Source organism: Mesorhizobium sp. B2-3-4 (genome assembly GCF_006442315.1).
In the GTDB taxonomy this organism is placed as follows: Bacteria; Pseudomonadota; Alphaproteobacteria; order Rhizobiales; family Rhizobiaceae; genus Mesorhizobium.
Window position 1 is genome coordinate 116370 of sequence record NZ_VFVY01000022.1, and the last position, 24169, is coordinate 140538.

25 protein-coding genes and 1 pseudogene are annotated in these 24169 nt (G+C 59.4%); 6 read left to right on the forward strand and 20 right to left on the reverse strand.

The window, feature by feature from the left end; genetic code table 11:
• Positions 1–30 precede the first annotated feature (30 nt).
• The 13 genes from FJ967_RS27525 to FJ967_RS27595 form a co-directional block, all read right to left on the reverse strand.
• Positions 31–252 carry an invasion associated locus B family protein gene (locus FJ967_RS27525; RefSeq protein ID WP_140735453.1) on the reverse strand — a complete coding sequence of 74 codons (222 nt, stop codon included), beginning with the start codon at positions 250–252 and terminating at the stop codon, positions 31–33.
• 132 nt (positions 253–384) lie between these two features.
• Positions 385–1899, reverse strand: coding sequence for a PAS domain-containing protein (locus FJ967_RS27530; RefSeq protein WP_181176163.1), 1515 nt, complete (start codon positions 1897–1899; stop codon positions 385–387).
• Positions 1900–1953: 54 nt separating this feature from the next.
• Positions 1954–2322 (reverse strand): response regulator, encoded by a 369-nt coding sequence (locus tag FJ967_RS27535; protein ID WP_246675408.1) that lies wholly within the window; start codon positions 2320–2322, stop codon positions 1954–1956.
• A complete protein-coding gene (locus FJ967_RS27540; RefSeq protein WP_181176164.1) occupies positions 2319–2900 on the reverse strand; it encodes a sensor histidine kinase in 582 nt (193 codons plus the stop codon). The genes FJ967_RS27535 and FJ967_RS27540 overlap by 4 nt, the downstream gene beginning before the upstream one ends.
• Positions 2900–3616, reverse strand: a complete 717-nt coding sequence (locus FJ967_RS27545; RefSeq protein WP_246675409.1) for a PAS domain S-box protein — start codon at positions 3614–3616, stop codon at positions 2900–2902. The genes FJ967_RS27540 and FJ967_RS27545 overlap by 1 nt, the downstream gene beginning before the upstream one ends.
• A 32-nt stretch (positions 3617–3648) precedes the next feature.
• The gene (locus FJ967_RS27550) at positions 3649–5778 is read right to left on the reverse strand and encodes an AAA family ATPase (protein ID WP_181176166.1); all 2130 of its coding nucleotides are present in this window, start codon (positions 5776–5778) and stop codon (positions 3649–3651) included.
• Positions 5779–5780: 2 nt separating this feature from the next.
• The gene (locus FJ967_RS27555) at positions 5781–6374 is read right to left on the reverse strand and encodes a hypothetical protein (RefSeq protein ID WP_140735458.1); all 594 of its coding nucleotides are present in this window, start codon (positions 6372–6374) and stop codon (positions 5781–5783) included.
• Positions 6364–7752, reverse strand: a complete 1389-nt coding sequence (locus FJ967_RS27560; protein ID WP_140735459.1) for a hypothetical protein — start codon at positions 7750–7752, stop codon at positions 6364–6366. The genes FJ967_RS27555 and FJ967_RS27560 overlap by 11 nt, the downstream gene beginning before the upstream one ends.
• 437 nt (positions 7753–8189) lie before the next feature.
• The gene (locus FJ967_RS27565) at positions 8190–9860 is read right to left on the reverse strand and encodes a recombinase family protein (RefSeq protein ID WP_140735460.1); all 1671 of its coding nucleotides are present in this window, start codon (positions 9858–9860) and stop codon (positions 8190–8192) included.
• Positions 9861–10020: 160 nt separating this feature from the next.
• Positions 10021–10293, reverse strand: coding sequence for a hypothetical protein (locus FJ967_RS27570; RefSeq protein WP_140735461.1), 273 nt, complete (start codon positions 10291–10293; stop codon positions 10021–10023).
• A gap of 149 nt (positions 10294–10442) precedes the next feature.
• On the reverse strand, positions 10443–10970 hold the full coding sequence (locus FJ967_RS27575) for a helix-turn-helix transcriptional regulator (RefSeq protein ID WP_140735462.1): 528 nt from the start codon (positions 10968–10970) through the stop codon (positions 10443–10445).
• Between the two features lie 51 nt (positions 10971–11021).
• Entirely contained in the window at positions 11022–11711 is a 690-nt protein-coding gene (locus FJ967_RS27580) for a hypothetical protein (RefSeq protein ID WP_181176167.1), read from the reverse strand.
• A gap of 938 nt (positions 11712–12649) precedes the next feature.
• Positions 12650–13744 carry a hypothetical protein gene (locus tag FJ967_RS27595; RefSeq protein WP_140735464.1) on the reverse strand — a complete coding sequence of 365 codons (1095 nt, stop codon included), beginning with the start codon at positions 13742–13744 and terminating at the stop codon, positions 12650–12652.
• A gap of 893 nt (positions 13745–14637) precedes the next feature.
• Between FJ967_RS27595 and FJ967_RS27600 the strand changes: the two genes are divergently transcribed.
• From FJ967_RS27600 to FJ967_RS27610, 3 genes are all read left to right on the forward strand, one after another.
• Complete coding sequence (locus FJ967_RS27600; RefSeq protein WP_140735465.1) at positions 14638–14889, forward strand: hypothetical protein; 252 nt, start codon at positions 14638–14640, stop codon at positions 14887–14889.
• 64 nt (positions 14890–14953) lie between these two features.
• Positions 14954–15667, forward strand: a complete 714-nt coding sequence (locus FJ967_RS27605) for a hypothetical protein (RefSeq protein WP_140735466.1) — start codon at positions 14954–14956, stop codon at positions 15665–15667.
• Positions 15668–15733: 66 nt separating this feature from the next.
• Positions 15734–15928, forward strand: coding sequence for a hypothetical protein (locus FJ967_RS27610; protein WP_140735467.1), 195 nt, complete (start codon positions 15734–15736; stop codon positions 15926–15928).
• A gap of 128 nt (positions 15929–16056) precedes the next feature.
• Here the strand turns inward: FJ967_RS27610 and FJ967_RS27615 are convergent, their stop codons facing one another.
• Positions 16057–16269 carry a hypothetical protein gene (locus tag FJ967_RS27615; protein ID WP_140735468.1) on the reverse strand — a complete coding sequence of 71 codons (213 nt, stop codon included), beginning with the start codon at positions 16267–16269 and terminating at the stop codon, positions 16057–16059.
• Positions 16270–17169: 900 nt separating this feature from the next.
• Between FJ967_RS27615 and FJ967_RS27620 the strand changes: the two genes are divergently transcribed.
• From FJ967_RS27620 to hxsA, 3 genes are all read left to right on the forward strand, one after another.
• Complete coding sequence (locus FJ967_RS27620; protein WP_348643115.1) at positions 17170–18480, forward strand: radical SAM protein; 1311 nt, start codon at positions 17170–17172, stop codon at positions 18478–18480.
• Between the two features lie 94 nt (positions 18481–18574).
• Complete coding sequence (gene hxsC, locus FJ967_RS27625; RefSeq protein WP_140735469.1) at positions 18575–19675, forward strand: His-Xaa-Ser system radical SAM maturase HxsC; 1101 nt, start codon at positions 18575–18577, stop codon at positions 19673–19675.
• Complete coding sequence (gene hxsA / locus FJ967_RS27630; RefSeq protein WP_140735470.1) at positions 19672–20211, forward strand: His-Xaa-Ser repeat protein HxsA; 540 nt, start codon at positions 19672–19674, stop codon at positions 20209–20211. Before hxsC ends, hxsA begins: the two co-directional genes overlap by 4 nt.
• Before the next feature lie 255 nt (positions 20212–20466).
• Here hxsA and FJ967_RS27635 read toward each other — a convergent pair whose 3' ends face one another.
• From FJ967_RS27635 to FJ967_RS33825, 6 genes and pseudogenes are all read right to left on the reverse strand, one after another.
• Positions 20467–20853: a hypothetical protein gene (locus tag FJ967_RS27635; protein ID WP_246675411.1), complete on the reverse strand. Its 387-nt coding sequence runs from the start codon at positions 20851–20853 to the stop codon at positions 20467–20469.
• A gap of 757 nt (positions 20854–21610) precedes the next feature.
• Complete coding sequence (locus FJ967_RS27640) at positions 21611–22384, reverse strand: lytic transglycosylase domain-containing protein (protein WP_140735472.1); 774 nt, start codon at positions 22382–22384, stop codon at positions 21611–21613.
• A 3-nt stretch (positions 22385–22387) separates the two neighbouring features.
• A complete protein-coding gene (locus tag FJ967_RS27645; RefSeq protein WP_140735473.1) occupies positions 22388–22723 on the reverse strand; it encodes a DUF736 domain-containing protein in 336 nt (111 codons plus the stop codon).
• A 70-nt stretch (positions 22724–22793) separates the two neighbouring features.
• The gene (locus FJ967_RS27650; protein WP_140735474.1) at positions 22794–23339 is read right to left on the reverse strand and encodes a S26 family signal peptidase; all 546 of its coding nucleotides are present in this window, start codon (positions 23337–23339) and stop codon (positions 22794–22796) included.
• Entirely contained in the window at positions 23336–23824 is a 489-nt protein-coding gene (locus tag FJ967_RS27655; RefSeq protein WP_140735475.1) for a DUF2840 domain-containing protein, read from the reverse strand. The genes FJ967_RS27650 and FJ967_RS27655 overlap by 4 nt, the downstream gene beginning before the upstream one ends.
• A pseudogene (locus FJ967_RS33825) lies at positions 23821–24169 on the reverse strand (replication protein); the annotation flags it as partial. The pseudogene FJ967_RS33825 and the gene FJ967_RS27655, both read right to left, overlap by 4 nt.

Consider the following 24169-nt stretch of genomic DNA (forward strand, 5'->3'; position numbering starts at 1 on the left):
AATCGAGATTGACCGAGATCCCTGCGATGCTCACGTTCCCCAGTTATTCCGCTCATCCAGCCAGAACCCCAGCCAATCCAGAGCAGGCGCCAGCCCTTTTAGCGAAACTGATAGCGGCACCTCCTTCTGATCGACGCTTTTGACCTCGATCTCCTGCACGGAGGCGGCGCGCAGAGCAGCTACAGTTCCTTGATCGAGGGTGAGCGGCACGATGCAGCCAGCAGGCACGCAGGTGGAGAAGCGCTGCGCCACGAGCGGCCGCCATCGATCTGCAGGCTTGCGCCAGCGTCAAGCTGAAGCCCAAATGGCAGCACGAGATCGCCGGCCAAGGTTCCGTCGCCGTTCGACAGCCAGGATGCGCTGGCCGTCCTGCTGCGTCTGTTGCTATGATCGGCCTGCAGAGGGAATTACTGGCGACAGCTGGCCGCCCCCATCCGTGTTTGCTTTGCCAGCTACATCGTCAATGGCCTTTCGGTGACCCTCAACGTGGGTATCAATGCGCATCTCCGTCTCTGGTAGTAATGTCTTCCAGCCGCTGGTGGCGACAAGAATATGGCACCTTATTCCGGAGGGTCGGGGCTCAATCTGGGCGCTGGCGAACTCCACAGGCAAGACGTCGAGGATCATTCTTAGGCCGAAGGCCTTGTTGAGCTTTGGAGGGACAGGAGGTCCATCAGTCTCCTGCCAATGGAGTTCGAGCCCTTTGGTCGTGATCTCCCAGCGGAGGCTGACCGACCCGTTCGCATTCGAAAGCGCGCCGAATTTGGCCGCGTTGGTGCACAGTTCGTTGAAGACAAGGGCAAGCGGTACATTCAACCGCGCCGGCAGTTGGACGTCCTTGCCGGCAATCTTGAACCTGGTTGGCGACCGAAAAGGTTCGGTAACGGTGGCTATCAGGTCGGCCAGGCCAAAGGCCTCACCCTGTTGTGCAACAGCAAGATCGGTAGCTTTCGCCAAGGCCGCGAGCCTGCCGAGAAACGCGTGCAGCGCATTTGGATCGGCGGCACCTCGTCCAAACGACTGTGTGGCGAGAGCCTGGATGATGCTGAGCGAATTCTTGACGCGATGATGGACCTCACGGAGTAGCAACTGCTTCTGCTCATTCGCCCGCTTCCGCTCATCGATATCCATCAACACGCCGATGATGCGCCTTGGCTCTCCGCCAGCCGACGTCTGGACCTCTGCCCTCAACAGGCGCCAGCGCAAAGAGCCATCCGGGAATCTGCAGCGGAACTCCGCTTCAAAGTGAGGGTCATTGGCAGATGCAACTCGGTTGCGAACCTCCGTGATCTTGTCGAGATCACCTGGAGCCAGAAGGTTCCGCAGTTCTGCAACTGTAGGACAAGCATCCGGCACCAAGCCGAACATGCGATTGAGTTCAGCAGAGACCGTCAACCGGTCGTTCTCAACATCCAGTTCCCAGACGGCCATTCTAGCTGCGTCAATGGCCAATCGTTGTCTCAACTCAGCCTCTCGCAGCGCATTCTCTGCAAGTTTTCGGCTCGTGATATCTTGAATTGTGCCGAGGAAGCGCACCGCCTGCACACTGTCGCCAACCCTTCGAAAAACCGCTTCTCCGTGAGCCAAAGCCCAACGAATCTCGCCGGTATCTGCGCGCACGATACGATACTCGTAGGGGTCATTGTTCCTGATCTCGGGGTCCAGCGCCATGCGTGCCAAGGCACTCGTGCCAGGCAAATCTTCCGGATGGGTGACGGCGCGAACCTTGTCGATGGTAATCGGCTCGTCTGGGGAAAAGCCTGAAATCACCCGTGCTCTGGGCGAATAGTTCATCTCGCCCGTTTCGAGATTCCAGTCCCAAATACCTATCGGGGCCGCCCGTAGAGCAAGCCTAAGCTTTAGATTGTCGTCTCGGATTTTATCAATCGCCCGACGCACCTTGCCCCCCAAGCCCTCAGCATTGTTGCGAATGTTGCAATCACCCCGTTCGAATCATTCCGCTCCCGCCGATAGCACTGCCCGAAGTGAACTCTCCAGGTTCTCCCTCGAATAGGGCTTGTCGATGATCGGCGAGCCTCTCGCGAAATCAGCTGCGCCCTCTCCGTATCCTGTTGCGCATACCATTGGGATCCTATGGAGCCTCAACGCGTCAGCGACACGCTTGCTCAGTTCCCCACGTATGTTGAGGTCCAACACGGCGGCGTCGATCTCGTGTGTTGAAATGATCGTCAAGGCGGCGTCGATTGATGTGGCGGGGCCGATGACCGTTGCTCCGAGGTCCGTCAGGAAATCACTGGCCATCATGGCAATCAGGGACTCGTCCTCGACCACGAGCACGCGCCTGCCGGACAGTGCAGTCATTGTGTGAGCACCCTCTCTGGCAATGGAGCGTCGATCCTACAAACAAGCCCTTGAGGCTGGAACTCCATTGCGACCTCCGCCTGGAGATCTGCCGCCAGACCCCCGACAATCAGCCGGGAGCCAAAACCTCGTCGTGATGGAGACGAAACCAAGGGACCGCCGAATTCACTCCAACTCAGCTTTAGCCGGGGCTTGGGCCTGTCGCTGCAAGACCATTCGACCGAGACTTTGCCGGCCTCGTTGGAAAGGGCTCCGTACTTGACTGCGTTTGTCAGCAATTCATGGAGGGCAAGGGCTATGGGAAGCGCCTGGTTGGGCTGCAGCAGAACTGCGGGCCCGCTGCTGGCTATCCGGTTGGAAAAGGTGCCTCTGATCTGCAGGCTGTCGGAAACGAGCTGATCCAGGGCGGCATGCTGCCAACTGGTCTGCGTCAATATATTGTGAGCGGCCGAAAGAGCCATGAGCCGCCCCTCAAAGGCGGCGAAGGCCTCTGTGGCAAGCGTTCCCCTGAATGTCTGATGGGCAATACCCTGGACCACGGCGAGTGTGTTTTTCACTCGGTGGTTGAGCTCGGCCATCAGAAGTTCTCTTTGCATCTCTGACCGCCTCGCTCACTGATGTCGACGACCGACGCGAGCGTCATCAGTCCTTCGCTTGTCTCAATTGGGCTGAGGCCGATCTCGACCGGCACTTCCGTGCCATCTTTGCGCCTTGCGTATAGGTCCCTGCCCGCGCCCATGGCGCGCGCCAAAGGCCGGCGGCCATAGGTGTCGCGAAACACCGGGTGGGAGCTGCGAGATCGGTCCGGTACCAGCATTTCGACTCCTTTGCCGATCATCTCCTCGCGCTGGTAACCAAACACCGCTTCGGCATGCAGGTTGACAAGGACGATGCAGCCGTTGCGATCCGTCATCACCATGCCGCTGGGCGCTGCTTCGACCGCCGATCGGAACCGTTCTTCGCTATGGCGAAGCGCTGCTTCCGCCTTTTGGCTTTCTGTCACATCGACATTGACCCCAATCAATCCTCGGAACCGGCCTTTGATGGAGAAGTGAGGGCGAGCGGCCGTAAGCAGCACGCGATATTTGCCTTTGCAGTTCTTGTAGCGACCCTGGACAGAGACGGTAGATTGGGTTGCCAAAGCCTCCGCCATGCGGGCTTCAATTTCCGCAGCGTCCTCTGGATGAATGGTCGGGTGCCAGTTGAAGTACGGGATATCCTCGCTCGACGCCGCTAAGACCCTAATGCGACGTTTGGAGTAGCTTGGCGGCCCTGAAACTCGACGCTCCTTCACATCGAGGCTTGATTTAATTGGCTTCCGACTAATTAAGCGGCGATCACGTTCTCGTCCGTCGTTGGCGCGAACTCGACCGCCCGCATTGCCGGACCCTCCCGGCTCCAATTCTCAAAGATCATCGTCACCATGCGTTCGCCTGGTAGCACGGGCCGTAGCTTGCGTTGCAATAGTCCCGCCAGCCGCTCTTCGTGCGTTGAAACGATGATCTGCCGGTGAGCGCGGAAGCGCCGCAGGACGTCGACGAGGCCCAGCAGACTAATTGAATCGAGACTTTGCAGGGGATCATCGAGGATCGTAACGCCGAGCCGGACGCTGGGGAGAGCGAGGTTCATCGCGAGGAATAGCGAGACCGCGAACGAGTTCATCTGCGAACTGGATAGCAGCGGACCCGCGTCCCGGGCGCGCGCGAAAGCGTCAGGATCGGAGACTCCTACGTCCAGCTTGCCGCGGCCGCGCTCCATTCCGGCTACGATCTGCGTCACGCGGAAAGTGGGGTGCGGATCGATGCGACTGTAAATCCTCTGGAATAGCGGCGAGATCTGGGTGATCTGCTTCGCCGTCACCGCGAGCGACGCGTCCCGTAAACCGTCGATGATCTGGCCGGAGAGGACGCGGGTGGCCTCCTCGCCAGCAACTCGGCTATTTGCCGCATGTAGACGCGCTGTCACTTGGACGCGTTCGGCAATGAGCTCGTCGCGCTGGCGCTGCTCGCCCAGCCGCAGGACCTGCAGAGACAGACGCTCGCCATCTGACAGCAGCCTAGCGAGCGTTCCGAGGATCTGCTCAATTGCGTTCTCGCGCTCGCGCAGGGTCGTGCCGGCATCACCGGTGCCGCCAATCCCGAGGTCCGAAAGTCGGGCCGTGAGGATCGAGCGCCGCGCTTCGCGCTCGCGCAGATCGTTCTCCTCTCGTCGTAGATCCTCACGGACACGATTCAGCGATGCCTGGATATCGGCGCGCTCATCTGTCAGCGGACCCAACCGGTCAGTCGTGGTGGCCTGGCCGACGTCCGAGGCGACCTCGATGAGCGCCTGAAGATGGGCGATCGTGTGGCCGACGTCGTGGGTTTGCTGACATACAGGACAGTGTTCGCCGAGATCCTGTAGGGCTAGCTTGGCCATTGTCGCAGCACGTTGCGCGCGGTCGGCCGCGGCAACTTGGGCCTGCCTCTCGGCGGCTAGCCGGGCTTGTTCCGTCCGTATGGCTTCATCCGCTCCTGACAATTGGCCGACCAGATTGATCTCCTCCTGACGGAGCTTGTCGCCCGTATCGTTGGAGGCCACCGAGGTGAGCAGTTCTGGGATCTGCTCCAGCAGGTTGCGGGTTGTGGCCAGATCACGCTCAAGCCTACTGCGCTCAGCATCCAGCGTCTTGAGAAAGCGGTCCAGCCGGGCCGGGGTGGTCGGCGTCGCGTCGGGGCCAAATCGGGATTCGCTCAACAGTGCGACCGCTTGCTGGAAGAGCGCGTTGGAGGCTTGGCGCGCGTCGTCACTCACTACCGTGCCGCCGTCGGAGAGACGAGCGAGGTGCTCGTCGATCTGCGCGACCCGCGCCACCAGCGGATCCAGTTCCTCCTTGCGGAAGGTGGTTATGCTCGCTGCCCAGGACCGGCGACTCTTCTCGAGCGCGGCCTGTAGCTCGAGCACGGCGCCGGCGCCGATCACCTCGCTTACGAAGGCGAACCGGTCCGCCGCGCTATCGTCGTCGATGAACTGGCGGACGAGATCCTGCTGGAGGTAGACTCCGCGCGTGAGGACTTGGTTCAGGGCGTCTCGGGCGCCGACGCGGTCCTTCAGGTGAGGAAGGAGCAAGTTGCAGAGCTGCTGCGTTGCGGCCGCCTGCTCGTATTCCCTATCGTTAATCCGGAGCCGCACGAAGTCCTCTGTTGTGCCGTCTGTCGCCCGGGTGAGGACGACGTCACCGTTATTGCCCGAAATGGTGAGTTCGACGCGCGCGCGGCCCTCCCGGGCGTATGTCGAGATGGGCGTGCCGCGCTCGGCGAAGCGGGCGATCGTCCCGGCCAGCGCCCAGAGGATGGCGTCGAGAAGGGAAGTCTTGCCGACGCCATTGGGGCCTTGCAGGAGGATGACGTCGGCGTTGAGATCGATCGTCGCCTGACGGCTGAACGCCCTGAACCCCTCGATTGTGATGGACTTCAACCTCATCGCCCGCCACCGCTTTCGTGCAGTCGCTCGAGCGGGGGTTCGCCGTCACGGAAGGCGTCGACGACTATCTTTAGCTTCGCACGGTCGACGGAATTTTTCATGAGTTCAGGCAGCGCGTCGAGAACGTCCTCAAGGGCGGAAAGATTGTCCGGCAGCTCGAGCGGGAGCAGGAGGTCCAGAACGCGGTTTATGTCGGCGCTGGTGCGCAGCTTGCCACCTGTGGCGACAATCTTCCGAACCCTGGAGGTATCGCGCTCGATCCGGTCGGTGTCGAGGCGATCCGAAGGCTCGCCGGCGCACAGAAGCACGAGATAGCCGTCCCACGCCTTCGGCGCGGAGCGGGAGAGGCGGCGGGCGAGGAGGTCGACGAGGTCGGCCTGAGCTTCCGCCCAGTCGTTCTCGAGCTGTTGCCAGGTCTCGAAGGCGACGACAGAAATTACGCTATAGGCGTCCTCAGCCAGGAGGGCCCGATCACCGAGCTTCTTCATGTCGGTCATGTCGCGGACAACGCGGTAACCGTTTAGCGAGAGAGTTTCGCTGGCGAGAGCGATCATGGACGATGCCGAAAGCGAAAAGCCGTCAGGCGACATGCAAGAGCCCTCCTATACGGTCGATGTAGCGCGGATCGTTGGCAGAGACCAGCAAGGGGACGGCGAGGCCGCCGATGATGTCGTCCGGCTTCTCGTCGGCAATGAGGTCGACGTGATCGAATGCGGGCGCCGCGTCGATAAGGCCGCCGATCAGAACGATGTCGACGGGCATCGGGGCGTTCTCCGCGATGGTGGCGCAGATGGTTTTGGCGCGGGTTTCAACGGCGGCCATGCGGCGCACGCCCCTGCCGGTCGCGAGCACGATCTGTGCAATCGCCTGGCCGTTCCGCCGCAGCGCCCAGGTACCGGCGGGCGTCGGTGCCGTGTCGAGCCCGAACCGCTCCGCGACTTTTACGAGCCGGAGCATCGGCTCCGACATGAACTCGTCGTCGCGGACGCTGTGTGGCCGGTAGAGCTTATCGCGATCCAGATCGGCGAAAGCACGCATCTTGCCAAGCGTGAGCAGAGATTGACCGGCGAGCTTGGCGGCGATGCCGGTGAACCGCTGGAGATCCGCTTCGCCGTAATGGTTCTCCGTCAATAGTGCGCGGCCGCTGCGCGAAAGGGAGTCGACCTGTTGCGCGGCGATGCGCTCAGCGAGGCGCGTTACGACCGCGTCCCACGATCCTTGGATGTAGCGCTGCTCGGGTATCTCGAGCTGCGCGGCAAAGCCGCTTTGCGCGAAGGGAACGATGTCGGCTTGATATAATGCCTTGTTACCGCCCAACGCGCCTTGGATCATCGCTATCGTTGCGGTGAGGACGGGGGCCGGCGAACCGAGGCCAGCAAAGAGTACCGTCGGAGCCGCCAGCACCTGCTGAGCAACGACCTGGTGCCATTGGCCAATCCATTCCCCGTCCATGACTTCCGTTCGAAGGACGAGGTGGTCTGGCTCGCTGTTCGCATTTCCGTGCAGCTGTACCAGCGCCGCGCGGATCGGCACGGGCTCATTCACGGCCGCGATCGTTGCGATCTCAATGCCGAGTTCGGCAGCGGCGTTTTGGATCGCCAGATCGAAGTTGAGCGATAGCACATGACTTATGGCGCCCTCCGACATCAGCGCCACCAGCAGCTTGTAGCCGAAGTTGGCTCTCGCGAGCCGCATTCGCTGAATCGGAAAACACTGAACCAACTCGACCTGATTGTTGCAGATCTGGAAAACCAGGCTCGCCAGTGCGGCAAGGTCGCGCGGGTTCGGGCACTGATTCGCTTGCAGGCGGCCGTTGAGCACCAGTTGGCGTTCGACTGCTTCCGAGAGGTCGCCAGCGAGCGGGATGCTGGTCGGATGGCCCACCGAGCAGCCGGCCCCAATAACGAGGGCGACCTGTCCTCCGCCGGGAGCGGCAAGACTTTGAAGCAGTTCTGCCGGTATGGCCAAGGCTATCCCAATGAGCTTGATGACGACTATTCTGTAGCGTCGTTAGCAGCACTCTGCATCTCGAAACGTTACAAGATCGCGAAGTTTCTTGGTCCTCTTGATTGTCTTTCAAGGTAACGAATGGCCGCTATCAGGCATTGCTAGGCCGAAGAGTGCAAGAGCCGCTATCCACCAAAATAATGCTCGTCAGCCACTTCCTGCCCCATGAACGAACGACTGCTTACGCCAGTCCGGCTCAAAAGCGGACAGTCCGTTATCCACCAATCGTGTCTTCAGTGCACCCAAACGAACGGCGGGCTTTGGGATTTTCTGCCGCTCCTGCGAACGACCGATATGAGGCGCATAGCTGCCGTGCGACAAATAGAATTAGACGCCCTGCGTGCTGACGTGAACGACCTACAATGTCCCGAGCGTCAGAAAGTCGAAGTCTCCCCAATCTATCCTAATTCCGAATTTAGTGGCCTAATTTGTCCAATAAGCACGCGCAATTCCGGTTGAGGTGCGACCCAAAAAGTTCGAAAAGCTTCTAGGAACCCCAGCCAAATTGGATGCCTCGTCAACGACACATCCCCACCAGCTTTTGCAGCTTCCGCAGACGTGGCCGTTTCCGCAAGTAAATCAAACGGTTGCCTGAAGACCGCGCGGACCTGGCCGCGATTCCATTCGCAGTTCGACAGCACCAGATTCAGCAGTCGTTTTTTCTCATTTGGGGCCTGACGAGTGAACATTTGGCCCGCGTTGCGGGCTAGCTCAAGCAGTTGGATTCCATCGTCCATGTATGATTCTTGCGCCTCGCCATGCCGCTCTATCTCACGCAGCAGGCGCGCTTGTTCGACGCGCCATTGCGCCGACATGCGGTCGTAGAAGGCATTGTCGATGCGGCCGTCGAGCTTGTCCAGGTACATGGCGTTGAGGCGGTCTTCGAGACGCTTGTACTGAGTCTGACACCGCTCAATCGCCTGTTCCTGCTCCCGACGCTCATCTGCATGGCTCGCCTTCAGCGCGTCGCGTACCCATTCCAGAACCTCCTCATCGAAATGGAGTTGGTCCAGGAGGCCGGCAAAGGTCTTATCCAGCACCTCCTCCCGGACATATTTGCGGCGACAGTCGGCATAGGCGCCCCGGCCTTTGTCGGCATGTCCCGTGCAGTGGTAGTAGATGTATTTTCCCTTCTTGACCTCCGCTACGACCGCACAGCCGCACTCAGCGCAGGTCATGAGGCCAGAGAAAGCGAATTCATAGCCATAGGAATGGATCGGGGTCGCGTGCCGGCCTGCCAGGACGCCCTGGACCCGTTCCCACAGGTCGATCGATACCAGCGGCTCGTGCTTGCCCTGGTGCAGCCTGCCATTCCATTGGAACAGGCCCGTATAGAGCCGATTGCGCAAAATCGTGTGCACGGTACTGACCGGCGCCGGATTGCCGCTCTTTGGATGGATGAGGCCGTCGCAATGCGCCGCCTTCGTGAGCGCCTTGAGTGAATACAGGCCAGTCGAATAGCGCTCGAACAGCTTGGTGACAACCGGCGCCACCACCGGGTCCGGCTCGATGACCTTCTTACCGTCCTTGGCCGTGACGTTGAGATAGCCGAGCGGCGCCTTGGACGGCCAGATGCCCTGCTCCGCCTTTTCCATCTGCCCTTTCCGGGCTTCCTCCGAAAGGTTGTCGATGTAGTTTTTGGCCATCAGCACCTTGATGCCATGCATGAACTTTTCCGAGGATCGTGAGTCGCGCGACAGCACCACGCCTTCCTTGGCGAGGTGGATCTCGACATCGAGTTCGTCGAGCGTCACCCAATCCTTGAGGTTGCGGTAGAGGCGATCGGTCTTCTCGACCAGGATGACGCGTACGCCAGGGTGCTTGCGCAGATATTTGACCATCTCGCCGAAGTTGGTCCGCCCGGTGTTCTTGGCAGTCTCGACATCGACATATTCCTCAACAATGCCAAACTGCCGCTGAAGCGCATATTCTCTCAGCAGCTTGCATTGCGCCGGGATCGAAAAGCCCTCCTTCTCCTGCTCTTTCGAGGACACGCGCGCATAAAGCAGCGCTTTCACGAAACTGCCGGGCCTTGCCTTCGGTGCTGCTCGCCTATCGATCGGCTTCATCTCCGCTCCTTCGCGGTCACGAAACGGCGCATGTGATTGACATGTCGGCGGTCAGGACTGGCTACAACGTGCGAACCCGCAGTCGGCGGAACCGGCTTTCCTCGTGTCATTTGAGGCCGCCAAGCGCCATAGCGCGATATCAGGCGTGCAGCCGCTCCGCTCAATCCATCTTGTGCCACTCGGCAAGGATGCGAAAGAACCCGCTGACGTTTTCCACGATCTGGCGCGCATCTTCCTTCGACAGCGAACGACCGGTGCGTGCCTCGAAGAGCCGAACCGTTCGCTCCAGAAAGGCGTCGTCGACAGCGCGCACCCGAGAAGATGGGGCGGTCTCGATCTGCCGACCGGCATCTCTGCGTGTTGCCTTCATCGCATTTGCCCGGTTTCCAACACGCGATTGCGCGGTCAGAGCAAGGATCGTCGAAATCTGCATAATCTCCCATGACCGTTATGTACGCTCCCGTTGCCTTTTCTACGTCCGCCCCACTTCCGGGGTCGTTCCGGGGCTCTGGAAGTCGCGGCGCCTGCTAAACGACGAGGCTGTAATCAACGGAGCACTCGCGACCTTTCGACAATGAATCGTCAAGCCAGCCTGCGTTCGACCGGCATGGGTTCGCCGGGCCTTCCGCTCTCCTGCTTTGGATCGACGATCGCCAGTTCTTCCCTCAGTGCGGCGATCAAAGCCGACACACGGCTGCGCACCCGCGGATGAAGTTGCATCAGTCCCTCAATCAGGCGTCGGCCTTCTGCGCTGGCAATAAAATTGATGCGCTCGTCGACCGGCAGCGGCGGAGCGGCACTATCGGTCTCATTGCCCGGCAGGCCTTCGAAGAAACGGTTGACCGGGACGCCCAGCGAACTGGCGATCTCGTAGAGCATCGACGCGCTAACGCGGTTTCTCGCGTTCTCATATTTTTGAAGCTGCTGGAAACTGATGCCTATAGATCGGGCAAGCTGGGCCTGCGATACGTCCGACTGCACGCGAACCGCAGCGATCTGCCTGCCGACATATTGATCAGCAGGGTGCGGGCCACTCTCGGTTCCATGGTTTGCCGGTGCGTTGAAGACGCTGCGGCGTCCTGGCTCCGCAAATGCCTTTCGGAACTGCATCAGTCACCCCATAGATATGAATTTTGATTCGGTACGTCCGGGCGAGAATCGTCAAACTGCCGAATGATCGCGATTTCGATACCTTCGTGCCGAAGATTCGCCTCGACACTTCCTGCTCCCTAACCGAGCTATATCGTCTGAGGCCGAGCGAATCTGTGGCCACGGAGGTTCACCGCCGTGCAGCGAATACTCCCCTTCCCTAAGCACTGCATCCAGCTTAGCGGCTATACCAGCAAGCGACGTAGCAGGCACTTGGGAAAAGGCTTCCAGCAATTCCCGCGCCTTCTCGGCAGCTTCGCGCTCCGCAAGCAAGCCCGTCGAGTAACCAATCACTCTATCGGCCGCATCCCAGCGCGCCTGATGGGCTACGATTTCGGCTTCAGCCTGAGCGCGGGCTACTGTGTTCGCCGGACGAACACCCAGCAATTCTTGGAGGGCTCCAAGAGAGTGAACGGTCACGCTCTCGCCGTCGGACAACTTCACTGTAGTGCAAGGGAAACCAACGGTCTCGATAAGTACCCTCTCCAACCGCTGCTGCTCATTGCAAAGCCGTTCAGTCTCCTCCCAAGCCGGCTGCCATCGTCTCCACACCGCCACCGCAGGATCAATGGCGTCATCACCCTCCAAGTCGCTGTGAGCAAGCGATGTAGCCTGTGTCGCCGCCATTGCGATTGCTGTTCCCGCAAGCACCTTCCTGCGCGTGACGAAAGGCAAAGTCGTGTTATTGTCGGAATCAGCCATGATCCGAGCTCCCAGAAGCTTAGGCGTGGTCAGGCTAGGCATGGTGCGTCAACACCGCGTCTAGCCGCGCCCCGGACCAAAGGCCAAGGGTATCCACTGATACCTTTGGATCATAGCGCAATGATCTAAAGGGATCAAATAGAAATTGGTGACAGCAGCACAAATGCGAGCGGCTCGAGCGTTGATAGCTCTCTCACAATCGGAGCTTGCCCGTAGGGCTGGTGTTTCTATTCCGACGGTAAAACGATGTGAGAGCGACAGTGAGCGCGCCGCCGTCGTCTCCGAGGAAACCCAGGACAAAATCCGTGCTGTTCTTGAGGCCGAGGGTGTCGAATTTACGAATGGCAATCATCCGGGCGTGAGGTTGCGGCGACCGTGATCGACTACGAATGAAGTAACGTCTGGTGGGCTGGCGTTGAGTTGGGGCGAGACGCGTGGCGGCCAATCAGACGAGTTGCGAAATGGCCGCAACGGGCCGGAAGCGGAATGACAGGTTTCTGGGATCGCTGAGTCTCCGAAAGACGATTGCTCCGCTTCGGCCGCGCTGAATTCAGCGCCGCAAACTACGCAAATAAGATTGTCTTCTGAGACTTCGTGGCTGTTCGGGCAGCGCCTCAAAACTGACTTCTCAGTTGGTGAGGGCGGCGCAGCATCCTGCCCGTGTCCGCAAGCGTTCCGATCCTCACCCACCGCGTTGACGATCGCCTCCTTGATCGCTGCGGGTAGTGGCATCACGCCTTCAAAGCTGTTGCGAATGCGGACAGACAGGTTGGGAATGCCACGCGGACGGCCAGCGGGGTTGCCAGACTGGCCCGGTTTGAACTGATGCTCAACGGGCGGCTTTCTTGCCCTGCTGTTCCTTGATGACACGCTCTTACTGCTCATTACAGGGGAGTATGAGCCAAAGCAGCGGGCTGGCTACAGAAACTAGTGCGCCGTCACTGTATGCAGTTCCGTAAGGCCAGTTGTATGAGCGGACCGGCATTCGTGAACGAAACTGTGAGCATTTGTTGTAGGTCGTAGGCATAATGGGGGACAAACTTGCCCTCTCCGTCCACGGCTGTGATCGTTGACGCCTCCGCGAGATCTCCTACCGACAGCCCCTCCAGCGCCCAAGCTGTGGCGAGCGTGTGGACACTGTTGGCGTTCATTACCGATTTCAATCCTGCAAGCGTGGGATGTACTGTGACATCCAGACCGAGGTCGTTGGTGACTTTGAAGTCAATATTATTTGCCACCGCACCCTGCATAGCGCTTTCATAATCGAACCTGTCGGTGATGATAGCGGCCAGGTACGGCGTCGCCGATTTGCCACGACAGTACAATCTGAACTTGGTCGGCGTGGCGAGGTTCGCGAAAACACCTTTTACGTGTTCGACCTCTAGCGCGGCACCACGGGCGCCGAATGGGATTATCTTGGGATCGGAGTATTGGTCGACGGTGTTGTCGACCCCAAATTTTTTGATTTCGTCTTCAGAGAGCCAATGAACCTCGACGGGAGGCGTCGACTGGGCCAGGACGGCATACTCCGGGTCAATACCCATGCTCACCACATAATCGAGAATGATGGCTGTGAATATCTGATCCATTGAGCGGTCGACGGCTGTAGCTGTCAACTCAAGAGGTTTTTCGACCGACTTCGGCGAATAGTGTTGGTGGACCCCTAACTTGCCCGTATTGCTTAAATAACGCTTGTTACCGCCCAAGATAGCGTAGGCGCATGACGAAGCGCATACCCCTGCGGTGGGGTTGTCCGAGCGTACGATGTCGTTGCTGATTTCCCCGGTAGTTTTGCCAATAGAGGTGTCGAGCCCCCACTCCCGGATCAGGCGACCGATCTTCAACGCCTCAATAACGTCGCCACCATTGGAATTGAAGTAGACGGTGAGAGGCCGCGATTTTTCCGGGGTGTGAAACCTCTTTTGTAGATATTCAAGAAACGCACCTGAAGAGCCGTTGACGATTGTTCCTTCCGCCAGAATCCACTCGCAGGTGCTGCAATTGCCGCCATTGTACGCGTCATGGAAGGTCATGTCCTGGTCGTCAGACCAATCGAAGGGTGCCTGTCCAAAGGCTGTGCGACTTGGGAATAGCGCGGAGCCCAGGACTAGAGCAGTGATAAGCCAGCGTTTCACTTCTTCCCCCGCAGACAACAGCCGCGGATAGCTCACCATCAGTTGGCGGCTTTGACAACCGCAATGATAGCCACGGCGATCACCGCACAGGCCACCCTTTTGGTTGGGACATTCCAATATCGTTCGTGAGGGGTTCCATCGGCTGGAGTCTAAGGGGAAACCGATTCAGCCGCAGAGTGCAATCTGGTGGATCAACAATCAGTAGAACGCCATACGCAGATCGGCCGGCATGGCGTTGATGAACCGAATTTCAGCCTGCTCATCGCGGAGTTGCTTCTCTTTGGCCCGTTGCTGGTCTCCTATCGGTGCCGCTTTGCGTGCTGCCGCCGCTTTACGCGCTGCCGCGTCTTTGGCTAACCGTTCTTTTCTATCTCTCTCGGCAGTCCAGGCGAAAAGGTCATCATCCGGTTGAGGCTTCGGAGAAAGCAGAGACCCGCTTCCGGTTGCTGGCGCGCTTCGCCCGCCATGGATTCAAAGATGTCTCACACACACCCAGGTGCTAGAAGTGGAAGATTGTCGAGGATGAGGCAAACGCCGGTGCCAATGCCTTGGTCGCGATTGCAAAACAGAATGACTGGCGAGTAACGTCGTCGCCGGGCCAGCCTTGGCTCTGGGGCTTGTGATCGACGTCCGCGAATTTCTCTTGGAGGGCCGGTTTCAGCCCCCAAGTCATCCTCAAGCACATAGACAAGGTCCGCACCACTAGTCCGACCGCCAACACGTCATTTATTGCCCAGGACTACGAATACTGGCTCGCGATCCTAACCACGGCCGTTGAAACGACTGACAGCGTGACGGAGGTCGAGAAGATTCGCGCCATCAAGTCGGCACTGAATGACCGAACCGTCAACTTGAACCAGCACAAGCTCTTTCCGGATCATTGCGAGCATCATTATCAGCGGATTTTGGCGCGGCCGTTGGTTGACTATCGGCTTTTTGCCTCGATGACATATCACGGCCCAAAACTCATTAACTGGCTTGCCGACGACGGGAAGCGCGTGTTTTGGATGCCCTCTGAAAAATCGAAATTCATGGTCGGCTAACCAGGCCAGGGACAGCACCCGAGAACGGCGAGAGAGGCAGGGCATTAAAGAGCCGACCGACCACTTGGACCCAATTATCGTCCATGTCCGTGCGCGTGACATCCACAGTGCCTACGAAGGCGGCATAGAGACCATCGACCGCCTTCGCGGCCTTCTCAATCTCTTCACCAACCGGCGTACCGGACCGAAGCTTTCTTGGTACATAGACGGCCCGCACGCGATTAATCGGTTCCGGCTTGGCCCCTTTCAGACCATCCACAAACCGGATGGAGACCTGGTGACTGAAATGTTCTGGTACGAGCCACGGTGGGTCCACGAAAGGGCGTCGATGACAACGCCGGTGGACGACATCGGGCGAAGCCGGAAAGCGATTATGGGGTGGTGGCGGAAAATCAATCGCTCACCCTTCCGCAAGGAGATTTTGGCCGGGCTGACGCGCTATTGCCGGGCTCTAGACCAGCACGACCATGATGCCTGCCTATTAGGCCTCTGGCAGGCTATTGAGCAGCTTACCGTCACGCCTTGGGCCAAATACGAGATCACTGTGCGTCGAGCATCGAAGGTGACTAGCAATCGGCTGGTCGGTCAACAAATCGCGCAGCATTTGCGGATTCGGCGGAACACGAACATCCACGCTGCAAGGTCACCGGGCGAGGACGAACGGGACATCATCCTTTTCCAAGCGGAGAGGTTGGTGAGTGATATCCTGTTTTTTCACATCATGAACGAAAAGCACTTCAAGTCGCATCAGGAGCTGATCTCCTACCTCGACACCTAAGCTGCGTTCTCGCTTGCGCGGAAATTCCGGGCTCCCTAAGATTCGACCTCTTTCAGGAGGCGCGAAATGGACGACCGGCAGTACGCATTCTTCGGGACGATTGCATGGTGTTTCAAGGATTGCCATGGCGAGGCATCCGCCCGCGCGTTCGGCAAAATGCAGAAATTCAAGAAGGCCGAGGTTGACGCGCTGTTGGCCGAATACCGGGATCACCAAGGCCAATCCGTCGCCAATGGTTCACCTCTCCCAGCGCCAGCTTGATGCGATGCTGGAACAGGCAGCCTTCCGGCTGGTTTCGGTGCCGAGAGAGTTGAGTGCCTAATCCCATCATTTACCCACAACGGCCCGGGCCAGCGATTTGGGCGCGTTCCGATGTGGATAAATGGGCTTTACATGGAGGAGCGGATTACAGTGCGCTCATTCTTGCAGAGGCTACATTCGCCCCTCTCGCGCTTGAAATCCGATGTCGTGCCCAGCGCCGCGGTTATTTGTGCGGCATGGGCCTGGGTGGTGAGCTTCAGACCATCAACGATGCAGCCGTCACACACCGGCTTCGATTTCCGCTCTGTGATGAATTGATTGACCCGTTCGGCTACCAACATCGGCTTTCCCCCCTCATTTGCCGGGGGACAGTAGACCATTCAAAGCCTAAGAACAAAGGCACCCACCGCGAGCGGCCCTCGCCAAGCCGCCGAACGTTGGTTTTTGGGAGAGGCGTTAGTGAGGATACCAAGGCGAAGCGTCCCCCAGATTCTGCGCTAGGGGCCGCTCTTAGAGGTACTACGTGACTGCAACACAGCTGGACGCAACCGGGTGGAGCGCTACGCCTCTTTCTGCGCCTACGTTGCACCCAACAGGTCACCCTACCGCAGTAAAATCAATTACATACGGCACGCAATTGTATCGTTCCAGAAATATGCGAGGAAACTGCCTTTCGGAGTTGAGGCAGATGTCGGTATCGGAAGCGGATAGCCAGGCAGTCTGATGCGTACTGGAATTTGACCGGTGGGCACAGTCTGCTTCAGGACGTGAGTTGACGCGGTAGGCAATCCCATGTCGGCTTTCAGTTGATAAGAATTTCGGCTCAACGTCTGAAATGAGGCGCAAAACCGCCGCCCGCTCAGCAACAAGCCAACCATCAGTGATATCGGTCCTCACTAAAAAATCGAAGTTGAACTGCACTAATTCCCATACTCCAGTTTTGGGTATAGTTTGTTGGGAGGGAGGACTTGGTACGTGGGGGCGGCGCGCTTTCTAGGACAGGCAACAATCGAGATTCCACAGGGCTTTCAGTGTTTTGTGGAAGGCGCGTTAATTCGACTACAAGTCCAATATCCGTCGCTGCGGTTTTCGGCATCCGGTCAGGGCGTAGTGGTAGAAGAGCTTCCGCCGGACAGGCTGGACGATCTGCGAAAGAGCGTCCTTCACGCCATCTATCGTGAGAAGATCTACTCGGAAACGCTTCCGCTGCGACAAGCGTTGGTCGGGGCGGTCACCGCCAGATGACCGTGTGGCCGCTCAAATTTAGAGATCGCCCGGACGGAACGCTGCTGTTTAGCGACGATGCCGGTGGGTTCTTTCTCGGTAGCGGCGAATTTCTAGGGAGATACGCACGCGATACGCTCTCGCCCGACGACCTGAGATTTCTTCGTGGCAATGGACATACGTTTGAACGCGAAGGCGATCCTGATTGGACATCCTTTGCCTATCGTTGGGCGGGCAGGCAATCGAAGCAGAAAGAGCTTTCGTATCTTATTCTCGTCCCAACTTTGCGTTGCAATCTGACATGCGGCTATTGCCAGGTTTCCCGGGCCCCTGAGGCCGCGCGGGGCTTCGACTGGTCCAACGAAACATTGAACGCCGCCCTCGATTTCATCGGCGATTTAAAAGGTCCGGACATTAAGATCGAGTTTCAGGGCGGGGAGCCTTTGCTTCGCGTCGATCTGCTCGAGCAGATCCGGGCCTTCACTCGTTCAAAGTTTCCGCGCAGCCAGTTTGTCGTCTGTACCAACCTCCAGCGCATGGGCGAGGTGGAGTGGGCCTTTCTTGATCAGCCGGACACGTTCGTCAGCACGTCATTGGATGGGAACCATGAGACGCATACCCGGCAGCGCACTGGCGACGGCCTCGCTACGGACACCTTCTTTGGAAATTTGGCTGAAGCTGTGCGGCGTCTCGGCTCCGGCAAAGTTTCCGCGCTGCCAACCATCGACGTCGAGCGCCCGCCAGATTTCGAAGACCTCGTCGGCAACTTCGAGCGCCACGGGATACAGTCGATATATTTGCGACCGATAAACCACCAAGGTTTTGCGCGCCGGCGAAAGAGCGATCCGAACGCGATCGCGCGGTGGAATGCGCTACATTCAGGTTTCATCGATTATCTCATAGAGCGTAATCACCGCACCGGCCGATATGTTGAAGAGTACTATTTCGGCCAGTGCCTGCGGCGATTTTTGCGATCAGGCATCGATGATCACGTCGATCTTCGCAATCCGAATTTCTTCGCGTCCGACTACATCGTTGTCGATTACGATGGGCAGTTGTATCCGAGCGACGAAGCCAGGATGCTGTCGCGGATCGGACGTGTCGACCTCTCGATCGGAACAGTGGCCGACGGCATCGATCAGCAAAACGTGCAGATGCTCAATGGCGCATCGATCAACAATTTCGATGCCGACTGCATCCACTGTGTTTATCAGCCTTTTTGCGGCACGGACGTCGTCGACGATTTGTCACGCGACGGCCATATCGATCTCATTCGCAGTGAGACGTGGTTCTGCAGACGGCATATTCTCTATTCGACAAAGTCGTAGAGGTGATGACGCGTCGCGACGACGCAGCTCGGCAATCCGTCGCCAAATGGGCCAGAGTTGCGTCCTGGGGGGATCACATGGTCCCGGTCCATACATGATCCCGCTTCGCCTCAAAGTCGAGACGGAGGCTATCGATCCGTATGTGGTTCGGCTCCGGTCCTTCGAGGGCGTTGCCCACGACATGCCGACGCTCAGCTCGTTTGATGCGGTGCTGGGTAACGCAACCGGCGAAAGCGCAGACTATTCGGGCGGAGAGGGAACCCTCCGTGTCTTCGGAATAGACGCCAGTGATATAAATGGCGACGTGCTGTTCGTTGTGCCTCGACGTGGGACTGCACACCGTCTTATCCGGGCAAATTCCCGTCATAACACACTGCTGGTTACCGAACGCTGCGACCAGCTTTGCCTTATGTGTTCGCAGCCGCCGAAAAAGCAGCACGTAGACATGTTCCCCTTTTTCGAGACGGCAGTCCTGCTCTCGCCAGAAAACGCAACGATTGGTCTATCTGGCGGAGAGCCGACGCTGTTCAAATCGGAGCTGCTGGAATTCCTGGGACGAATGCTAGCAGCGCGGCCCGACATTGATTTCCACGTTCTGACCAACGCGCAACACTTTGACCGCGATGACCTGGCTAGGCTCGGCGAGCTGGATTTGAACCGTGTCCTTTGGGGCGTTCCTGTCTACTCGAGCGACCCTAACGTTCATGACGGGATCGTGGCAAAGCCGGGCGCGTTCGACAAAGTCAGAGAAGGCCTGTCGATCCTTTGTCAGGCCGGCGCAAAAATCGAACTGCGTACTGTGCTTATGAAGCCGAATGCAGCCGGTCTGGCGGATCTGGCCAGGTTCGTAACGACATCGCTGCCCTTCGTCGACAAGTGGGCGATCATGCAGCTTGAGAACATCGGCTACGGCAGGCAGAACTGGGACTCGTTGTTCTTCGACAGTTCCAGAGGCTTTGACACGGTTGGAAAGGCGCTCGATCTCGCCATCAGCCGCGGAATCAACGCCATGCTGTATAATTTCCCGCTATGCACTCTTCCGCCCAACTACAGAACATTTGCTCCGTCGACGATTTCAGACTGGAAGCGAACCTACGTCTCGGAGTGCTCTGGTTGCCGACTGCGTGACGATTGCGGCGGCTTCTTCGAATGGCACCCGAAAGCCCATGGATATGCAAGGTTCGGCCTCACATGAGAAAGCGGCTCTTTACTATCCCGTCGTTGCTCGCAGCCGGCTTTATGCCAATCGAGAGCACCGCAATGCCGATCGCTCCATTCAATGATGGAGGCAAGTCGAAATCGTTGTTCGACATTTTCAAGCTGGATCACAAATTCACATTGGCGGGGCATAGTTCGCATTCGAGCCATAGCAGCCACAGCAGTCATCGATCTTCCACGGGAGGCACTTACTACCCACCTGCCGCACCCGTCTATCAGCCTCCAGCACCGGTGTATCAGGCGCCCGCGCCAACCTACCAGGCGCCGACTGCCCCTCCGACGGCTGCAGCTCCTCTGGTTGTGCTTCCCGGGAACGCTGCCAAATTCAAGGAGATCGTCCTCCAGGTTCAATTCGCGATGCTGTCGTTCGGCTATTACAATGGCGAGTTGGATGGGAAGATGAGCCCTGCGATGCGATCTGGGCTCCTGAAAATGCAGTCGGATTACAATCTAAAGGTAACCGGCACCATTACGCCGGAGACGCTGAACGCCTTGCGCATCACAGCGGATTAATTCCACCGAATCAGCGGCCGCCACTCCCTGCACCGGTGCCCTTCATTCTTCGGTGGATAGAGCCCCTCACCAAATTTCGAAAATGCCGGCTTTTAGTAAACAGCGAGACTGATCTCACGGCCAACACAAGCGGCACCCCAAGTTCAGCATCGCTACCAACAAGTTTGCTTTTGGCAGGCGGTTAAGTCAGAAGGAATGACCGAGATGAGGCGCATACCAGATATTCATTACCTGACCATCCGCGCGCCGGTCACATCAACCCTTCAACATCGTCGATTGAAGAATGGCCTGCGTATGCTCTGCGAGGTCGAGTTCGCCGCGCGCCTCGATCTCTAAAAGGTATCGGGCCTTGGCCAGGCGGTCCCCTTCCCCGACGGCAGGATAGCCGCAGATGGCGAGCAGCGCCCTCTCCTCTTCCCGGCTGGCTCTGGCGGGGTCGCAGTTGCCACCGCCTGTCTCGTGCAGAGCTCTGCCGAACTCAGCATAGGCTGCCTTGTGCGCCTCAATCAGCGCTCGCAGATAACTGGACGGCTCTTGGTCTCGGCTCGGCGGGTTTGCGCCGAGCGCCGTTGCCGTCATCGACGAGGCGACGACTGCGCTGCCGGAGTGGAGGAACAAGGCGCGGCGGTTGATCCTAAACACGGCAACCTCTCCCATTTGCTTTGATGGCGATCAGGCCAGTGGCGTAAAAACCATCAAACCATAACACGACGGTTTGCGAATTCGTGTCAGGATAGCCAGATCTCTGGCCGTCGAGAGCCCGTGCGGCTGGGCGATGCACAGCGGCTGCATCTCGGAAAGGATGCCGCGCCCGAGCGCCCTGCGGAAGCTTCGATTTGGGCGCGGGCTTATCGCGACCGGGCGCTTCCATTAGGGCGGTGAAGCCTATTTATTCGCCGTGCGGAGGATGGCGCCAGCCGACAAGCCTGCACTCGGCTGCCACCCTATGGCCGGCGCTGGCGACGTCGGCTCCACCGGCCGAGGTGAATCCCCTCTGCTGCAGCGAGTCGTTCTCCGATCGCGGGCCACCTCAGGCTAGGTCGGCGAGGTTCTAACGTGGTCCATCCAACAGCTCGTTATCTACCGACGAGCGGCTACCTCAAGAACAGTCTCTGACCACGCCCTCCCTTCCCGGCCCCGGCCCCCACAAAGGCCAGCCAGGCGGCCGCACATCGCGCTAAGCTACGGACGAAGAACGAAAATCGACGATCTTGGGAGGTGCAGGGAAAACCCGCACCTCCCGAAAATTGGGTATAACCTATTGAAATAACACAACCGATCGACGCCGCACCTCGCGGCCTTTTATCTCGCCATCTTCCGGTTGTTCTGCCCACCTTTCGCCTCCATCCACGCCACGGTGCGCCGGAGCTTGCGGTTGCGCGAAAACGCCCATGCGCGCTCATGGCTGGATCCCTACGCCGGCTCGCGCCTCGAAGAGGCCTTCGGACAGCGGCACGATGGCGGAGACATCGTGCCCTGGAGCTACAGAGCCAGCGTCATTTGGCGGTCGTTCGGCCGGTACGGAAGCGACAGCCTGTTGGCGGCTCGGCTGGTCTGCAAAGAGCGAGGCATGCTTCCATGGAATGGCCTCGGCAGACGTGACGGCGAAAGGGCGGATGGACGCGCGATCTCCGACGAGCCGGGCAAGTGCTGCGACATAGGCCCGGGTCTCGGCCGGTAACGGACGCCCGGCGAGGTAGGCTTCGTACCGTGCAGGTCCCGCGTTGTAGGCGGCCAAAAACCCCGGCGAGCCGAAGCGATCGCGCAATTCGCGCAGATACGCCGTTCCTGCCAGGATGTTGTCCCGGGGATCGAACGGATCGCGGCCAAGCGACCAGCGGGCGCGCAGATCATCCCATGTGCCGGGCATGATCTGCATCAAGCCGCGGGCGCCGGCGCTGGAGACGGCGCGCGCGTCGCCCGCGCTTTCCTTGCGGATGATGGCGCGTATCCACGCGGTCGGAACGCCGAAGCGCTGCGAGGCTTCTGTGATATGCGCGCCGAACGCATCGCGTTGCGAAGACCCCGCGAGGACCAAGTCCTGCGCCAAGGTCGCCGCCGGCACGACGGTCGCGATGGACAGGCCGCAAAGGAGTAAGAGAGCCATGCGCCGGGCGGCGCGAAGCGGCCCGGGCGCACCGCGATGGCTCGTCGAGGGACGGCGAGCGCGCATCGTTTAATCCTTCTCGCTGCGGTCGCGCGGTCGCGCCCAGTGCAGCGACCAGGACGTCTTGTCGTCGCCATTGCGAAAGAGGTTCGCGCGTATCGGCTGCGCGAAGGTCGGGTCGTCGAGCTGGATCGAGACATAGTCTCTGGCCTTCTCGCTGGAGCGTTTCCAGCCGGCGCCAATCTCGGGGCCGTCCTCGTTGCTGGCGTGAACGCGGTAGTCAGGCGCATTCTCGGTTTCGTTCGCCTCTGCCGCCACAATGGCGATATCCAGGTTGAGGCTGAGCGTGTGGATGCGCCCGCTGTAGCCGGTCTTCTGGCGCGTGAATTCCCCGATCTGTTGCATGTCAGGCTCCTGTTCTAGAGTTGTGCGGTGATGAAGGCTTGCGGCACGACGCGCGCCGCCGGTCGCGCGCTCACCGCGTTGGCGCGCGCCATTCGAAGTGGCCGTTGCCGTTCTCGTCAGTCCACAGCGGGACGGCGCGGCCGATGATCTGGCTGGTGGCGAGGAGGCCGAAGTAACGTCCGTCGAGACTGTCGTGGACCTGCCAGTTCATCAGGAAGACTTCGCCGGTCGGGATGCGGCGGCAGCCCTGCCAGACAGGCAGGTAACGGCCGGCTCGATCACGCTCGAGCGCCACGCCCGCCTCGACACCATCGACAGCGATGGTGAGGTTCGAGCGACAGACAATTTGCCCGGAAACGCCAAGGATGCGCTTCAAGAGTGGCACGCCCCTCGGCAGATAGCCGCGATCAGCGAGGAACGCCGCGAGTGGCTCGGGCGCGTCGACCGCGACAAGATCGGTGACCTCCAACGGTCCATCGACGTCGATCGTGTAGAAGCCGATCGGCGCGCTAGCCGACGCATTCCAGATGAGCTTCGTGGGCATCGAAGTGACGCCGGGATAGCCGACGCCCACGGTAGCGAGAACGCCAGCGACGATGATCCCGGCGCGGCTCACGGCTCGGTCCTCGTGCGCAGCAGGAAGGCGCGATGTTGGTCGAGCGTGTAGGCGCGCGGCCCCTGACCGGCAGTTATCCGGTTGTGGATGTGCCGCCAATGATCGGGCGACACCAGCTCAGGCTCGATGTCGAGGCCCTGGATGGCGTCGATCGCCTGCAGCACGCGTTCGACCTTGGGCCAGCTCTCGACCTTCAGAAGGATGTCGCCGCCGGGGCGCACGAAGGGCAGTGTCTGATAGGCATCGCCAGGTACGACCGCACGCACGATGTCGATGCGTGAGATGATCGTTCCAAAATCGTTCGCCGCCCAGCGCACAAAGGCGAATACCGCGCCGGGGCGATAGGACAGGATGCGCCGGCGACGATCGATGATCTGTTCCTGGGCATGCGTGCCGAAGCGTATCCAGTTCTCAATTTTCTTCTCGACCCAGGTCAGTTCGACCTGGACGAGTTCGTCGCGAGCGTGGTGCGTGGCGGCGATCATCGGATGGCTCCCGAGCGCAGATCAAGAGGCGGATTCGGGGTTTCGGAGACGCTGGTTACCGTGCTGCTGCCGTCAGAAACCGATGGCGCATTCGAGGTCTTGTCGGTGTCTCTGCTGAGTGCGTCGCTGGCTCGTCGGATGAGTCTTTGCACACCACGCGCGCGCGCTCTAAGGTTAGATTCGGGGTTAGACTCTAAGTTAAGGGCGCGATTTCGGGTTTGGTTTCGGGAGGTTAGGCCCCGTTTGGGTTCCTGATAGCACGAGCCTCCGGTTCCCGATGGCACGATAGGTCCGGTTCCCGATAGCACGAGGCCGTCCACAGGCTTTCCACAGGAGGCGATCCGC